The sequence below is a fragment of the Streptomyces specialis genome (assembly GCF_001493375.1).
GTDB classification, from domain to species: domain Bacteria; phylum Actinomycetota; class Actinomycetes; order Streptomycetales; family Streptomycetaceae; genus Streptomyces; species Streptomyces specialis.
The window spans coordinates 177,949-193,226 of the sequence record NZ_LN929757.1; the positions used below are offsets into that span (position 1 = coordinate 177,949).

The following is a 15,278-nucleotide window of genomic DNA, read 5'->3' on the forward strand; positions in this document are numbered from 1 at the left end:
AGTCACCAATGAGAGACTACACAGCATAGGCATACTGCAGAAAGAGAGATGGAGAAGAAAGCATGAGGCCTGTGTAGCTGGTGGTATTTTTTTAGACAAGCAGAAGACGGCATACGAGATTGCTGCCGGTCTCGTGGGCTCGGAGATGTGTAAAAGAGCCAGCTCCCCGTTCGCCGGGCTGCGCCCCGCCTCCTTCGGCGCCCGCCCCGAAGGCGACCGTCTGGCCCGCGTCCTGCGTTCGCCGCAGTACCGCGACGGAGCCTTCCGCAACGACCGCCCGGTCCACATGGCGACCCCGCGCGAGATGCTGCCGATGCTCCGCGCCATGCTGCGGCGCGAGGACCGGCTGCGCAGGTCGCCCGGGACCGCGCTGCCCCTCGTCCGCCCCGCCGCCCTCGACCCGGCGTCCGCGCCGGAGTCCGGTCTGCGGCTCACCTGGCTCGGGCACGCCACCGTGCTGGCCGAGGTGGACGGGCACCGGGTGTTGTTCGATCCGGTGTGGAGCGAGCGCTGCTCGCCGTTCTCCTTCGCCGGGCCCCGGCGCTTCCACCCCGTCCCGGCGGCGCTCGACGAGCTGGGCCGGCTGGACGTCGTCGTCATCTCGCACGATCACTACGACCACCTCGACATGCCGACGATCCGCCGCCTGATCGCGAGCGAGGCGCTGTTCGCCGTGCCGCTGGGCGTCGGCGCGCACCTGGAGCGCTGGGGCGTGCCCGCCGGGCGCATCGCGGAGCTGGACTGGTGGGAGTCGGCCCGGGTGGGGGAGCTGACCCTGACCGCCACCCCCGGGCAGCACTTCTGCGGCCGGGGCCTGCGCGACCGCTTCCAGACGCTGTGGGCGTCCTGGTCGGTCGCCGGGCCGGCGCACCGGATCTATCACAGCGGCGACACGGGGTACTTCCCGGGCTTCGCGGAGACCGGCGAGCGGCTCGGCCCGTTCGACGCCACGATGATCCAGATCGGCGCCTACAGCAGTGAGTACTGGCCGGACATCCACATGACGCCGGAAGAGGGCGTGCGAGCGCACGTCGACCTCTCCGGCGGCACCCCGCTCGGTGTCATGCTGCCCATCCACTGGGGCACGTTCAATCTGGCGCCCCATCCGTGGGAGGAGCCCGCCGAGCGGACCGTCAGCCGGGCCAAGCACGAGAACGTGACGGTCGCCGTGCCCAGGCCGGGGGAGTCGTTCGAGCCCGCCGTGGGGCTTCCGCTCGACTCGTGGTGGCAGGCCGTCGCGGCGCGTCCGGCGCCCGCGGGCCGCACGCCCGGCCCGGCCCCGATCGCCCGCCCCGCCGACGGCTGAAGCGCGTCGAAGGCTGAGGCGCGTCGAAGCTCGAGGCACGCCGCCCCGCCCGCCTGGAGGTCCGGGCGGGGCGGCGGGTCGGTGGGGCTTCCCGCGTCACGCGAGGCCGTCGCGCTCCGACCGCAGCGGATCGTGCCCCAGGCTCATCAGCCGGTGGCGCCAGGCGGCCTCGGGCCCCTCATCGCGCGGGCCCGCGGTCCTTTCGGCGCGCACCGTGTCCACCACGTCATGCATCAGGCCGATGTCGGCGTCGGTGAGGTCCATCTGCCGCTTGCGCAGGATCGCCAGCACGCCGCGGCCCCGCTCACTGCCCGCCCGCTCGGGCGGCTGTTCGCTCTCCTCGCCCGCGCCGCTCGTCCGCAGCCAGGCGGCCAGCTCCTGGGACGTCATGTTCACCGCGGTGTGGAACTCCGCCCACAGCGCGTCGATCTCGAACGCTTCGGTGTCGGCCATCACGCGCCTCCCGCATTGCTCGTCCTGCCCCCGCCGAGTCCCCCCGTCCGCGCGGGGCAAACGCCGGGGCGGTCGGTCACTCAGCGGCTCGCCATCTCCCGCACGTCCCGGGCGAGCTTCTTGTCCAGGGCCACCCGCACCAGCCCCGCCGTCAGCCGGGTCACCTGGTCCTCCGGCACCAGGCCGCCCAGCGTTCCCGGCGAACGCGGCAGCCCGATCCGTTCGGCGCCGTCCTGCGCCTTCGGGTCGATGTAGGGCGCGTACTCGGGCCACACGGCCTGCGTCTCCCGCAGGAAGATGTCCACGCCCATCGCGCCGATCCCGGGGAACTCGCGCAGCCGGTCCGGCGCCCCCGGGCCGCGCAGCCGACGCAGGTCGCCGCCGTACTCGCGCAGCACCAGCTCGGCGCCCTGCCCCAACTGGGTGGCCGTCCGCTCGTCGTAGCGCCGGTAGTGGCCCGCGCCCAGCGCGTCGACACGCTGCTGCCAGGTGGCCTCGGCCATCCGCTTCGGGTCCCGCATCCCGGCGTCGAACAACGCCCGCGCCGCGGCGACCGCGACATCCGCCCGGATGCGCGCGGAGAGCAGGTGGGACAGGACCAGCACCTGATACAGCGGCCCCGGAGTGTTCCGCAGCCGGATGTCCGCCTGCTCGGCGTACGTCCGCCCGCACCGGTCCAGCAGGGCCCGCGCGGTCCTCTCCCGTTTCTCGCCCGTGTTCGTCGTGCCCGATCGCGCCATGATGCTTCCCGCCACCCCCTCAGTCGGTTCCCGGCCGTTCGCTCTTGGCCCCCCGCCCGCGTTCGGTGCGCGGGCCGCGCGACCGCCACTTCGGGTCCCGCTGGAGGTCGGCGTTCGCCTCGTCGTTGGCGTGCTGATCGGGAACGCCCTGGCGCTCGGCGTCCTTGCGGCGGTGGGCACGGTGGATGTCGTACTTCTTGCTGCCCGGTTCAGGCATGTCTGATCACCTCGCGCCCCGGGTTCCCCACGCCCCTCCCGCGAAACAGCCGCTATCCCGCGAAGTGGCCGCCCAGCGCCGGGGCCAGCCAGGCAGCGGCGCGGGCGCGGAACTCCCCGGGCGGCAGCGCCGGGGCGCCGGCCGGGACGCGGCCGAGGAGCGGGGCGCCGGCCGCCGACGGCAGGTCGGCCAGGTTGCACAGCGAGGCCAGGTCGGGGTCGGCCGGCCAGCTCCCGATGACCACGCGGGGGCAGTCCAGGCCGCGGGCGCGCAGCGCCTCGGCGGTCAGGGCCGTGGCGTTGAGGGTGCCGAGACCGGCCGGGGCGACGACCAGGACCGGCGCGGCGAGCAGGCGCGCGGCGTCGGCCAGCGTCGCGCCGGTCTCGTCGTCGTACCGCACGAGCAGCCCGCCCGCGCCCTCCACCAGCACCAGATCGTGACGGCTCGCCAGGTCCTCGGCCGCCTTGGCGACCTCGGCCGGACGGACCGGCGGCAGCCCGGACCGGCGGGCGGCCGTGGCCGGGGCCAGCGGCTCGGGGAAACGGGCCAGCTCGGCGGTGGTCACCGCCGCCCCGGCCAGCCGCGCCACCTCGGCCGCGTCGCCGGGCTCGCCGGGCGCCACACCGGTCTGGGCCGGCTTGAGCACCGCGACCGAACGGCCCGCGGCGAGCGCCACCGAGGCGACGGCCGCCGTCACCACGGTCTTGCCGATCTCCGTGCCCGTGCCCGACACGACCAGGATCTCCCCGGCCGGTCTGTCGTCCTCCCGCACGTCCTCCGCCTCTCCCTCGCTCGAACCCTCGCTCGAACCCGCGCTCAGGCCACCCGCGCCGCCGCGCACGCCGCCGCGCAGATCAGGGCCACGTCCTCGTCGCCCGTGACATACGGCGGCATGGTGTAGATCAGGTCGTTGAACGGGCGCAGCCACACGCCCTCGCCGACCGCCGCCCGAGTGGCCGCCGCCATGTCCACCGGGTGGTCGAGCTGGATCACGCCGATCGCGCCCAGCACCCGCACCTCCCGCACGCCCGGCAGCCCCGCCGCCGGGGCCAGCCCGGCCCGCAGCCCGGCCGAGACACGGGCCACCTCGCCCGCCCAGTCCCCGGCCAGCAGCAGCCCGATCGAGGCGTCCGCGACGGCGGCGGCCAGCGGGTTGCCCATGAACGTCGGCCCGCGCGCCAGCACCGGCACCTCGCCTTGGGAGATCCCGGCCGCCACCCGCGGCGTGCACAGGACGGCGGCCATCGTCAGGTAGCCGCCGGTCATGGCCTTCCCGACGCACATCACGTCCGGCGTCACCCCGGCGTGCTCCGCCGCGAACAGCGTGCCCGTGCGGCCGAAGCCGGTGGCGATCTCGTCGAACACCAGCAGCACGTCGTGCTCGTCGCACGCCTCGCGCAGGATCCGCAGATAGCCCGGCGCGTGGAACCGCATCCCGCCCGCGTTCTGCACCACGGGCTCCACGATCACCGCGGCCAGCTCGTCCGCGTGCCGCGCGACCAGATCCCGCAGATGACGCTCGTACGCCTCGTCCGGCTCCGCGTCGAAGCCGGCCGGCGGGGCGTCCGCGAACACCTGGCGGGGCAGCGCGCCGGACCACAGGGAGTGCATCCCGCCGTCCGGGTCGCACACCGACATGGGGTGCCAGGTGTCGCCGTGGTAGCCGCCGCGCCAGGTCAGCAGCCGCCGCTTGGCCGGCCGGCCGAGCGAGCGCCAGTACTGGAGGCACATCTTGATCGCGACCTCGACCGACACCGAGCCGGAGTCGGCGAGGAACACGTGCTCCAGCGGCCCGGGCGTGATGTCCACCAGCCGCTTGGCCAGCCGCACCCCCGGCTCGTGCGTCAGCCCGCCGAACATCACGTGGCTCATCCGGTCGAGCTGGTCCCGGGCCGCCGCGTTGAGGACGGGATGGTTGTAGCCGTGGAGGGCCGACCACCACGACGCCATCCCGTCCACCAGCTCCCGGCGGCCCCACGCCGGCTCGGCCAGCCGCAGGCGCACGCCCGAGGCCGACTCCACCAGCAGCGGCTCCTGCCGGCCGGGCATCGGACCGTACGGGTGCCAGACGTGTTCCCGGTCCAGGGCCAGCAGGTCGTCCGCCGAGAGCTTCGCGTGCGGATCAGGCATTGGGCGGCAGTTCCGTGCCCGTTCCCCGGCGGCGGACCGCGACCAGTTCCTCCCTGCGGTGCTCGGGCAGCGTCGTGGTCTCGGCGCCCTCCACCTCGAAACCGGCGTCCGCGATCATGGCCAGGTCGGCCTGCCCGGCCTGGCCCTCGCTGGTCAGGTAGTCGCCCAGGAAGATCGAGTTGACCAGGTGCAGCGCCAGCGGCTGAAGGGTCCGCAGGTGCTGCTCGCGCCCGCCCGCGAGCCGGACCTCGGAGTCCGGGCAGACGAAACGGACCATCGCCAGGATGCGCAGCGCCCGCTGCGGGGTGAGGTTCCACTCCTTGCCGAGCGGGGTGCCCTCGAACGGGATCAGGAAGTTGACCGGCACCGAGTCCGGGTCCAGCTCGCGCAGCGCGAAGGCGACGTCCACCAGGTCCTCGTCGGTCTCGCCCATGCCCGCGATCAGGCCGGAGCACGCCGACAGCCCGGCCGCCTGCGCCTGCTTGACGGTCGAGACCCGGTCGGCGAACTCGTGCGTGGTGCAGATGTCGCCGTACGTCGCCTCGGAGGTGTTGAGGTTGTGGTTGTACGCGTCGGCGCCGGCCTCCTTCAGGCGCTCGGCCTGGCCCTCGGAGAGCAGGCCGAGACAGGCGCACACCTCGACGTCCCCGTGCCGCTCGCGGATCGCGGAGATCGTCTCCGAGACCCGGTCCACGTCACGGTCGGTCGGGCCGCGTCCGCTGGCCACCAGGCAGACGCGCTTGGCGCCGCCCGCGACACCGGCGCTGGCCGCGTCGGCGGCCTCCTGCGGCTTCAGCCACGTGTACTTGAGCACGTCGGCCTGGGAGCCGAGCCGCTGCGAGCAGTAGAAGCAGTCCTCGGGGCACAGCCCGGACTTGAGGTTGACCAGGTAGTTGAGCTTCACCCGCCGCCCGAACCACTGGCGGCGGACCTTGCCGGCCGCCGCGACCACGTCGAGGAGTTCGTCGTCGGAGGTCGCCAGCACGGCCAGCGCTTCCTCGCGGGTGGGCACTTCGCGGCGGAGGCCCTTGTCCACCAGGGCGTTCAACAGGTCCATGGCGCCGATCCTGACGTATGCGCCCCGGCGGGTCCAAGGAGGAAAGCTACAAGAGCGCTTCTGGGACGTGTGTCTATCACCACATGCTCCCAGGACTCGACGGGCACTACGTTTTATGCGTAACCCACAACTGACGGAGGGCGGTCACCGGTGCGCGACGAAACGTACGGCCGGGTTTTCGACTGGCTGGATTCCGCCCGCGACGCGCGCCTGCGCGCCGGGCTGGTGCGCGAGGTACGGCCGAGACCGGCCGACGCGGCGTCCCTGGATCTGGCCGGTAACGACTACCTGGGCCTGACCCGCCACCCGGAGGTGACAGCCGCCGCCGCGGACGCCGCCCGGCGCTGGGGAGCCGGCGCCACCGGTTCCCGCCTGGTCACCGGCAGCACCGCGCTCCACGCCGAACTGGAGGCGGAGCTGGCCGCGTTCACCGGCTTCGAGGCGGCCCTGGTGTTCGCCTCCGGGTACGCCGCCAACCTGGCCGCGCTCACGGCGCTCAGCGGCCGGGGCTCCCTGATCGTCTCCGACGCCGCCAACCACGCCTCCCTCATCGACGGCTGCCGCCTGGCCCGGGCCGAGGTCTCCGTCGTCCCGCACGCCGACCCGGAGGCGTTCCGCAAGGCCCTCGACGGGCACCCCGGGCGTGCCCTGGCGGTCACCGACTCCGTCTTCTCCGTCGACGGCGACGCCGCCCCGCTGGCCGCGCTCGCCACCGTCTGCCGCGACGCGGGCGCGGCGCTCGTCGTCGACGACGCGCACGGCTTCGGCGTGCTCGGCGACGGCGGGCGCGGCGCCGTGGCCGCCGCCGGACTCGCGGGCGCGCCGGACGTCGTGGCCACCGTCACCCTGTCGAAGTCACTGGGCAGCCAGGGCGGCGCCGTGCTCGGGCCCGCCCGGGTCGTCGAGCACCTGCTGAACGCCGCGCGCACCTTCATCTTCGACACCGGGCTCGCCCCCGCCGCCGCCGGCGGCGCGCTGGCCGCCCTGCGGCTGCTGCGTCGCGAGCCCGCGCGGGCCCCGCGCGTCCGGGACGTGGCGACCGAACTGCACCGCCGGCTCACGGCGGCCGGGCTGGCCGCCGCCCGCCCCGACGCCGCCGTGGTGTCGGTGCTCGCGCCCTCGCCGGACGCCGCGCTGCGCTGGGCGGCCCGCTGCGGGGACGCCGGGGTCGCGGTCGGCTGCTTCCGCCCGCCGTCCGTGCCCGACGGCGTCTCCCGGCTCCGGCTGACCGCCCGCGCCGCCCTCACCGACACCGACATCGACCGGGCGGTGGAGGTGATCCCCGCGCGGGCCCCGGGGCGGCACTGACGGGCGGGCCCGCCCCGCCGCGGTTACCGTGGGCCCGTGACCGATGACGCGCCCGCCGACCGCCCGGAGTCGGTGTCCAAGATCGACACCTCGGTGCCGCACTCGGCCCGGATCTGGAACTACTGGCTCGGCGGCACCGACAACTACGAGGTCGACCGCGTGGCCGGCGACCGGTACCGGGAGACGTTCCCCGGCATCGTGGACATCGCCCGCGCCTCCCGGGCGTTCCTGGCCCGGTCCGTGCGCCACCTGGCCGCCGGGGCGGGCATCCGGCAGTACCTCGACGTCGGCACCGGCCTGCCCACCGCGGACAACACCCACCAGATCGCGCAGCGCGTCGCGCCGCAGTCCCGCGTCGTCTACGTCGACAACGACCCGCTGGTGCTGATGCACGCGCACGCGCTGCTGACCTCGACGCCGGAAGGCGTCACCGACTACCTCCAGGGCGACCTGTACGAGCCGGAGGACATCCTCGCCCGCGCCGGCCGCACCCTGGACCTGTCGCGGCCGGTCGGGCTGGTCCTCAGCGGCATCCTGGGCCATGTCGCCGACTACGAGGAGTCCCGCGCCCTGGTCCGGCGGCTGATGGCCGGGCTGCCCCCCGGCAGCCACCTGTCGCTCAACGAGGGCGCCGACATCGACGAGACGTACAACCGCGCCCAGCGCGCCTACAACGAGTCCGGCGCGCTCCCGTACCACCTGCGGACCCCGGAACAGATCGCCGGGTACTTCGAGGGCCTCGAACCGGTGGAGCCCGGCGTCGTCCCGGTGCAGCGCTGGCGCCCGGACGTCGCTCCCGCCGCCGGGCGCCGCCACGACCTCGGCCAAATCGGCGGCGTTGCGCGCAAGCCCTGAACTCCCGTCGGCCTCCCGGCCGCCAATCCCCGGGTGTATAGTCGGTCACAGCACGTCTGAACGCCCCCTCAGCGCGGCGTCCGTGCCAGTTCCCTTCCACCGGCCTCCCGGTGCGTTCTCACACCCGGAAGAGCCCGTCCGCGCCGAGCCGCTCCACGGCACGGCCCGGTCCGAGCCTTTCCTCAATCCCTTTCCCGCTGTTCCCCGCTGTTCCCGCTGTGCCCATCCTTTCCCTCCCACGCCGAGGACCACGTATGACGTCCACCGCAGACCACCTGGCCGAATCCGTCACCGGCATCGTCGATGTCGTCGGCGGCAAGGCCCATCTCCGCCGCGACGGCTATCTCCCCGGGCCGCGCGACATCCCGCTGTCCCCCGCCCTGGTGCGCCGGTACGGGCTGCGCCGGGGCGACCACATCGAGGGCGCCGGCGACCGGCGCGGCCTGGACCGGCTCGACACCCTCAACGGCATGGCACCCGAACGGGCCGCGGGCCGCCCCGACTTCGCCGACCTCGTGCCCATCCACCCCAACCGCAGGCTGCGCCTGGAGACGACGCCCCACCAACTCGTCACCCGCCTCATGGACTTGCTGACCCCCATCGGCAAGGGACAGCGCGGCCTGATCGTCGCGCCCCCCAAGACGGGCAAGACCACCATCCTGCGCGCCATCGCCGAGGGCATCACCCGCAACCACCCCGAGTGCCACCTGATGCTGGTGCTTCTGGACGAACGCCCCGAGGAAGTCACCGACTTGAGCCGCTCGGTGGACGCCGAGGTCATCGCCTCGCACTTCGACCACCCGGCCGTGGAGCACACCACCGCCGCCGCCCTCGCCGTCGAACGCGCCAAGCGCCTGGTCGAGGCCGGCCGTGACGTGGTGATCCTCCTCGACTCCCTCACCCGGCTGTGCCGCGCCCACAACACCACCGGCCGCTCCACCGGGCGCGTCCTGACCGGCGGCATCGACGCCGCAGCGCTGCACCCGCCCAAGCGCCTGTTCGGCGCGGCGCGCGCCGTCGAGGACGGCGGCTCGCTCACCATCCTCGCCACCGCCCTGGTCGACACCGGCTCGCGCGCCGACGACTTCTACTTCGAGGAGCTGAAGGGCACCGGCAACATGGAGCTGCGCCTGGACCGCACGCTCGCCGACCGCCGGGTCTTCCCCGCCATCGACATCGACCCTTCCGGCACCCGGCGCGAGGAGTTCCTCTTCGCGCCCGCCGAACTCGCCCTCGTGCACCGGCTCCGCCATGCCCTGGGCGACCGGGACCCCCGGCAGGCAGCCGAGATGCTGCTGGAGCGGATGCGGCAGACCGGCAGCAACGCCGAGTTCCTCACCCGCGTCAGCCAGCGGGCGGCTCCGGTGTAGCCTTCGGGCGCTTCGCCCGGCTCGGCTGGACCCGCGTTGGCTCACCGGCCGCCTTGGGATGGTCCGGCGGGTAGGGCAGGTCGCCCAGGCCGTGCTCGCGTTCGTCCCGTTCCGCCAGCTCCAGCACCGCCTCCAGCCGGCAGGGATGGTCCGCCATCTCCGCGTGCACGTCGCCCACGTCCGCGAACCGGCCCGGCATCGTCGCCAGGTCGAAGTCCTCGGGCACGGCGTCGGGCACCTCCTCCCACCGCAGCGGCGCCGACACCGGCGCCCTCGGGCGCGGCCGGACCGAGTACGCGCTGGCGATCGTCCGGTCCCGGGCCATCTGGTTGTAGTCCACGAAGATCTTCGCCCCCCGCTCCTCCTTCCACCACGAGGTGGTGATCCGCTCCGGCGCCCGGCGCTCCAGCTCCCGGCCGATCGCGATCGCCGCCCGCCGCACCTGCGGGAACGTCCACTCGGGCACGATCGGCACGAAGACGTGCAGCCCGCGCCCGCCGGACGTCTTCGGCCAGCCGCGCAGGCCCAGCTCCTCCAGCAGCTCCCGCAGCTCGATCGCCGCCCGCACCGCGTCGGCGTACCCCGTCCCCGGCTGCGGATCGAGGTCGATCCGCAGCTCGTCCGGGTGATCGGTGTCGTCGCGCCGCACCGGCCAGGGGTGGAACGTCAGACAGCCCAGATTCGCCGCCCACACCACCGCCGCCGGCTCGGTCGGACAGATCTCGTCGGCGTACCGCCCGCTGGGGAACGCGATCCGCCCGGTGGGGATCCACTCCGGCAGGTTCTTCGGCGCCCGCTTCTGGAAGAACGACTCGCCGGTCACGCCCTCCGGGAACCGTTCCAGCGTCGTCGGCCGGTCGCGCAGCGCCCGCACCGCGCCCTCGCCCACCGCGAGGTAGTACCGGGCGACGTCCAGCTTGGTGAAGCCGCGCTCCGGAAAGTACACCTTGTCGGGACTCGACAGCCGCACCGTCCGCCCACCCACGGTGAGCTCCAGCGCACGCTTCCCGTCGCCCGCGCGGCTCTTGTCAGCACCGGCCATGACGCCACCGTAGGCCGCCGCACCCGAACGCGCCCGCCGGCGGGCGCCGCGCGGGGCCCGCGCCCAGAATCCGGGACATGGACCTCCCGGTGATGCCGCCCGTCAAACCGATGCTCGCCAAGCCGCAGGCACGCATCCCCGCCGGCATGCACTACGAAGCCAAATGGGACGGCTTCCGGGCCGTCGTCTTCCGCGACGGCGACGAGATCGAGATCGGCAGCCGCACCACCAAGCCCCTCACCCGGTACTTCCCCGAGCTGGCCGACGGCCTGCGCGCCCACCTGCCCGCGCGGTGCGTCGTGGACGGCGAGATCGTCATCGCCACCGGCGGCCGGCTCGACTTCGACGCCCTGCTGGAACGCATCCACCCCGCCGCCTCGCGGGTCCGGCAGCTCGCCGAGCGGACCCCCGCGAGCTTCGTCGCCTTCGACCTGCTCGCCCTCGGCGACGACTCCCTGCTGGACACACCGCTGCGCGAGCGCCGCGCCGCCCTCACCACCGCCCTCGCCGACGCCCGGGCCCCGCTCTTCGTCGCCCCCGCCACCCGCGATCTCGCGGTCGCGCAGGACTGGTACGAGCGGTTCGAGGGCGCCGGACTCGACGGCGTCGCCGCCAAACCCCTCGACCTGCCCTACCGCCCGGACGAGCGCGCGATGGTCAAGGTCAAGCACGAGCGGACCGCCGCCTGCGTCGTCGCCGGACTGCGCCACCACAAGTCGGGCCCCGTCGTGGGCTCGCTGCTGCTGGGCCTGCGTGACGCGTCCGGGCGCCTCCAGCACGTCGGTGTCTGCGCGGCCTTCCCCATGAAACGGCGGCAGGAGCTGATGGCGGAGCTGGAACCCCTGGTGATGGACGGCGTGGCGGGCCACCCGTGGGCCGACTGGGGACGCGAGGAGGCGCACGCGGACAGCCGGATGCCGGGCGGGCCCAGCCGCTGGGCCGGCGGCAAGGACCTGTCCTGGGTGCCGCTGCGCCCGGAACGGGTCTGCGAGGTCGCCTACGACCACATGCAGGGCGACCGCTTCCGGCACACCGCGCGCTTCCGCCGCTGGCGGCCCGACCGGACTCCGGAGGACTGCACCTACGCGCAGTTGGAGGAGCCGGTCCGGTACGACCTGGACGAGGTCCTCACCCCGGGTCACCGTCACCGGCGCTGACGGCCGCCCGGAGCCGGGCCGCCACCGCCGCGGCCTCGGCGTCGTCGGCGTAGCGGGTGCGGGGCCAGAAGAAGCCGCGCAGCCCGTCCTTGCGCCGCCGGGGCACCACATGCGCGTGGAGATGCGGCACCGACTGGCTGACCCGGTTGTTCATGGCCACGAACGACCCGTCCGCCCCCAGAGCGCTCTCCACGGCCGCCGCGCCCCGCCGCACCCGCAGGAAGAACGGGCCCACGTCCGGCCCGGGCAGCTCCGTCAGCGTCCCGGCGTGCGCCCGGGGCACCACCAGCACATGGCCGGGGAACAGCGGCCTGGTGTCGAGGAACGCCACCGCCCGCTCGTCCACCAGCACCCGGTGGGCCGGGGCGTCACCGGCCGCGATCGCGCAGAAGAGACAGTCCACGCCCCCAGTCAACCGCCGGAGCACCGCCAGGACGCGTCACGGCACGGGTACGGGAGAGTTCGTCCCGGCGCCCCGCCACGCGGTCCGCCGGCTCCGGCCAGGCGCCGGCCGCCCTCGGCGGCGCCGGCCGCGGGCCCTGAGCCGGTCACGCCCTCGCGCGGCCTTTCGATAAGCTCGCAGGCCGGGTCGACGAGAATGGTGGGGTGCGAGCTGCCGATGGCGTACACATACGGCCGTACTGTCAAACACTGCCCGTACTGCGGCACCGGCTACGCCGCCCTCCGGGGATGGCCCAGGGACTGCCCCGGCTGCGGCGAGACGCAGTGGGCCAACCCGCTGCCCGTCGCGGTGGCCCTGCTTCCGGTGTTCGACGACACCGCCGGGCGAGGACTCGTCGTGGTACGGCGCGACATCGAGCCGTGCCGTGGTGAACTCGCCCTGCCCGGCGGCTACATGGAACTCGGTGAGACCTGGCAGCAGGCCGCCGTCCGGGAGCTCCGGGAGGAGACCGGACTGACCGCGACGGCGGCGGAGGCCACGCTCTTCGACGTACTGAGCGCGGACCGGACGCTGAACCTCTTCGCCCTGCTGCAGGCCAGGGACGCGCGCTCCCTGCCGGCTTCCTCCGCCACCGCCGAGGCCACCGAGTGGCTGGTTCTACGGGAGCCGACGGAACTGGCCTTCCCCACCCACACCGGGGTGGTGTCGGCCTACTTCGCCCGCCGCTGACCCGCGGATCCGGGTCGTCAGGCCACGCCGGCCTGCTGCTCGCTCCTGCGCTCCGAGGTCTCCTCGCCCAGGGTCGGGCTCTCGGAGACCCACCGGCCGAGGGCCATCTCGGCGGTGATACCGGGGCCGAAGCCCGCGATCAGCCCCTTGGAGCCGTCGGCGACACCGCCGGCTTCGAAGAGGCGGTCGAGGGCGTCGAAGACCACGCAGCTCGCGATGTTCCCGCGTTCGGTGAGCGTGGCCCTGCTGAAGCGGAACATCTCCGGGTCGACGTTGAGGAAGTAGCACAGGTCGTCGAGAATCCGGGGACCGCCGGCGTGCACGATGTGGAAGTCCAGGCCCGACACGTCCCAGTTGTGCTGGGTGGCGAGCGTGCGCAGCGCCGGGGCCAGCATCTTCATGGTCGTCGGGACCCGCTTGTCGAGCTGGAAGTGGAAGCCCGTGTCCCGCACCGCGTAGGAGATCCAGTCCTCGGTGTCCGGCACCAGGTGCGAGGCGTTCCGCTCCAGGGCCATCCCGGTGCCGCCCTGACCGCGCACAACGGCGGCGGCCACGGCGTCCCCGAAGAGACCGTTGGACAGCAGGTTCCCCACGCCCAGGTCCGTCGGCTGGTAGCACAGCGAGCAGAACTCGCAGGCCACGATCAACACGTTGGAGTCCGGGTAGGCCAGGCAGAAGTCGTGCGCGCGGTTGATCGCCGCGCCACCGGCCGCGCAGCCGAGCTGGGCGATCGGCAACTGCCTGGTCTCGGGCTTGAACCCCAGGGTGTTGATCAGCCAGGCCGTCAGCGAGGGCATCATGAACCCGGTGCACGAGACGTACACGATGAGGTCGATGTCCTCGACGGTCACGCCGGCGTTGTCCAGGGCCCCGTAGACGACGGGGGGGACGCGGCGCTTGGCCTCAGCCTCGTAGACCTTGTTGCGGGTTTCGAAACCCGGGTGCTTCAGCGTCTCCTCGATCGGCTGGACGAGGTGCCGGGTCATGACCCCGGTGTTCTCGATCAGACGCAGCGCGAGACGGAGCTGCGGGTGGTCGGCGTGCATGGTGCGCGCCAGCTCCAGGGTTTCCTCGTTGGTGAGCACATTCTCCGGGACCGCGATAGACGGTCGGCACAGCGTTGCCATGATCCCCTCCCCTGACCGTGGGCACTCCCCATGGAGTGCGCCCCGGCATCGATGGCTGTCTCAGTGTTAAACCCGGTCACCAAGAGACCGGGAGCTCATACGGGTAACGCCAGATGGACTCGGTGTTCCAGCGCACTTCCTCGACCGGGACGGCCAGCTCCAGGTTCGGGAACCGCCTGAGCAGGGTCCCGATGGCCAGCTCGATCTCCATGATGGCCAGCGGAGAGCCGACGCAGTGGTGCGCACCCCACCCGAAGGTCATGCTCGGCTGCGCGGGCCGGTCGAAGTCGAGCTCGTCGGGCCGGTCGTAGCGCTGCGGGTCCCGGTTCGCGGCGAGGTACGACACGTGCACCGTGTCGCCCGCCTTGATGGTCACTCCGCTGAGCTCGACATCCTCCGTCGCGATGCGCGGGATGCCGACGCCCTTGCGGAACGGGATGAAACGCAGCAGCTCTTCCAGCGCCTGCGGAAGCATCTCCGGCCTGGCCCGCACCTTCGCGAGCTGATCGGGATGCGTGAGCATGGTGTACGTGATGTTGCTGAGCTGGTACGTGCTGGTGTCGTGCCCGGTCATGAGCAGCACCATCGCCATGACGGTCAGCTCGTCGGCGCCGAGGATCTCGTCGCCGTCCCTGGCGGTGGCCAGGGAGCTGATCAGGTCCTCCCCCGGGTTCTGCCGGCGGGCCTGGGTGAGGTCCGCGAAGTAGGCCCTGAGCTCGGCCTTGGCCTCGGCGGCCGTCTCGCGGGTCGCCGCCCCGATGGTCATCATCTCCATCGCGCGGCGCCGCAACTCCGGTCGGTCGGTCTCCGGAATGTCGAGGACCTCGCAGATGGTGGTCAGGGGCAGCCGTGCGGACAGGTGCTTGACCAGGTCCGCGGGCGGGCCGTGGTCCGCCATCTCGTCGAGCAGAGCGTCCACGATGCGCTGCGTCGCCGGCTTCATCGCCTCGACGCGGGGTGCGGTGAACGCCTGGGAGACCAGGCGCCGCAGCCGGCTGCTCTCCGGCGGGTCCAGCAGGTTGATGGACTCGGTCTGGACGATCGGTTCCGGCGTCATGCGCGGGAAGTCACGCCCGGCCACCGCCGCCCGGCTGAAGCGCCGGTCGGTCGTCACGGTCCTGATGTCGTCGAACCTGGTGACCAGCCACGCCTCACCCTGGCCGTAGGCCATCGTGATGCGGCTGATCGGTTCCTCGGTCATTAGTTGCCTGAGCAACGGATCGAATTCGATGCCTTCAGCGAAATCGAACGGGCAAGCCCGTACGGCGTCGGAGGTTCCCACCCCAGTACTCCAATCGGTCATCCTCCTGGACTCAAGAGTCGTCCCCGGTGGTTGCCAGTCCCATGCGTATGCGCACGAAATTAACCCTTTCGTGGAAGCATT

At 73.2% G+C, this 15,278-nt stretch carries 16 protein-coding genes; 6 read left to right on the plus strand and 10 right to left on the minus strand.

The window, feature by feature from the left end; translation table 11 throughout:
* Positions 1–145 precede the first annotated feature (145 nt).
* Entirely contained in the window at positions 146–1,306 is a 1,161-nt protein-coding gene (locus BN2279_RS02055; protein ID WP_059006012.1) for an MBL fold metallo-hydrolase, read from the plus strand.
* 96 nt (positions 1,307–1,402) lie between these two features.
* Here the strand turns inward: BN2279_RS02055 and BN2279_RS02060 are convergent, their stop codons facing one another.
* The 6 genes from BN2279_RS02060 to bioB all read right to left on the minus strand — a co-directional run bounded on the left by BN2279_RS02060 (position 1,403) and on the right by bioB (position 5,903).
* The gene (locus tag BN2279_RS02060; protein WP_059005951.1) at positions 1,403–1,759 is read right to left on the minus strand and encodes a DUF3140 domain-containing protein; all 357 of its coding nucleotides are present in this window, start codon (positions 1,757–1,759) and stop codon (positions 1,403–1,405) included.
* Between the two features lie 80 nt (positions 1,760–1,839).
* Positions 1,840–2,499: an HhH-GDP family DNA glycosylase gene (locus tag BN2279_RS02065; RefSeq protein ID WP_059005952.1), complete on the minus strand. Its 660-nt coding sequence runs from the start codon at positions 2,497–2,499 to the stop codon at positions 1,840–1,842.
* A gap of 19 nt (positions 2,500–2,518) precedes the next feature.
* A complete protein-coding gene (locus tag BN2279_RS02070) occupies positions 2,519–2,716 on the minus strand; it encodes a hypothetical protein (protein WP_059005953.1) in 198 nt (65 codons plus the stop codon).
* Positions 2,717–2,768: 52 nt separating this feature from the next.
* Positions 2,769–3,488, minus strand: coding sequence for a dethiobiotin synthase (gene bioD / locus BN2279_RS02075; RefSeq protein ID WP_234347287.1), 720 nt, complete (start codon positions 3,486–3,488; stop codon positions 2,769–2,771).
* A gap of 44 nt (positions 3,489–3,532) precedes the next feature.
* Positions 3,533–4,846 carry an adenosylmethionine--8-amino-7-oxononanoate transaminase gene (locus BN2279_RS02080; RefSeq protein ID WP_059005954.1) on the minus strand — a complete coding sequence of 438 codons (1,314 nt, stop codon included), beginning with the start codon at positions 4,844–4,846 and terminating at the stop codon, positions 3,533–3,535.
* Complete coding sequence (bioB, locus tag BN2279_RS02085) at positions 4,839–5,903, minus strand: biotin synthase BioB (protein ID WP_059005955.1); 1,065 nt, start codon at positions 5,901–5,903, stop codon at positions 4,839–4,841. Before bioB ends, BN2279_RS02080 begins: the two co-directional genes overlap by 8 nt.
* A gap of 150 nt (positions 5,904–6,053) precedes the next feature.
* On the opposite strand from bioB, the gene BN2279_RS02090 reads away from it, so the two are divergent.
* The 3 genes from BN2279_RS02090 to rho all read left to right on the plus strand — a co-directional run bounded on the left by BN2279_RS02090 (position 6,054) and on the right by rho (position 9,436).
* Entirely contained in the window at positions 6,054–7,211 is a 1,158-nt protein-coding gene (locus tag BN2279_RS02090) for an 8-amino-7-oxononanoate synthase (RefSeq protein ID WP_059005956.1), read from the plus strand.
* A 36-nt stretch (positions 7,212–7,247) separates the two neighbouring features.
* Positions 7,248–8,066, plus strand: a complete 819-nt coding sequence (locus BN2279_RS02095; protein WP_059005957.1) for an SAM-dependent methyltransferase — start codon at positions 7,248–7,250, stop codon at positions 8,064–8,066.
* A gap of 254 nt (positions 8,067–8,320) precedes the next feature.
* Entirely contained in the window at positions 8,321–9,436 is a 1,116-nt protein-coding gene (gene rho, locus BN2279_RS02100; protein ID WP_059005958.1) for a transcription termination factor Rho, read from the plus strand.
* On the opposite strand, the gene ligD is transcribed toward rho, so the two are convergent.
* Complete coding sequence (gene ligD, locus BN2279_RS02105) at positions 9,411–10,478, minus strand: non-homologous end-joining DNA ligase (protein ID WP_059005959.1); 1,068 nt, start codon at positions 10,476–10,478, stop codon at positions 9,411–9,413. The genes rho and ligD overlap by 26 nt on opposite strands.
* A gap of 77 nt (positions 10,479–10,555) precedes the next feature.
* On the opposite strand from ligD, the gene BN2279_RS02110 reads away from it, so the two are divergent.
* On the plus strand, positions 10,556–11,635 hold the full coding sequence (locus tag BN2279_RS02110) for an ATP-dependent DNA ligase (RefSeq protein WP_059005960.1): 1,080 nt from the start codon (positions 10,556–10,558) through the stop codon (positions 11,633–11,635).
* On the opposite strand, the gene BN2279_RS02115 is transcribed toward BN2279_RS02110, so the two are convergent.
* Positions 11,607–12,038, minus strand: coding sequence for an HIT family protein (locus tag BN2279_RS02115; RefSeq protein ID WP_059005961.1), 432 nt, complete (start codon positions 12,036–12,038; stop codon positions 11,607–11,609). The two genes, BN2279_RS02110 and BN2279_RS02115, sit on opposite strands and share 29 nt — an antisense overlap.
* Before the next feature lie 216 nt (positions 12,039–12,254).
* On the opposite strand from BN2279_RS02115, the gene BN2279_RS02120 reads away from it, so the two are divergent.
* On the plus strand, positions 12,255–12,767 hold the full coding sequence (locus tag BN2279_RS02120) for an NUDIX domain-containing protein (RefSeq protein WP_059006014.1): 513 nt from the start codon (positions 12,255–12,257) through the stop codon (positions 12,765–12,767).
* A gap of 17 nt (positions 12,768–12,784) precedes the next feature.
* Here BN2279_RS02120 and BN2279_RS02125 read toward each other — a convergent pair whose 3' ends face one another.
* Positions 12,785–13,894, minus strand: a complete 1,110-nt coding sequence (locus BN2279_RS02125) for a type III polyketide synthase (RefSeq protein ID WP_059005962.1) — start codon at positions 13,892–13,894, stop codon at positions 12,785–12,787.
* A gap of 76 nt (positions 13,895–13,970) precedes the next feature.
* Positions 13,971–15,197 carry a cytochrome P450 gene (locus tag BN2279_RS02130; RefSeq protein ID WP_059005963.1) on the minus strand — a complete coding sequence of 409 codons (1,227 nt, stop codon included), beginning with the start codon at positions 15,195–15,197 and terminating at the stop codon, positions 13,971–13,973.
* Positions 15,198–15,278: the final 81 nt, after the last annotated feature.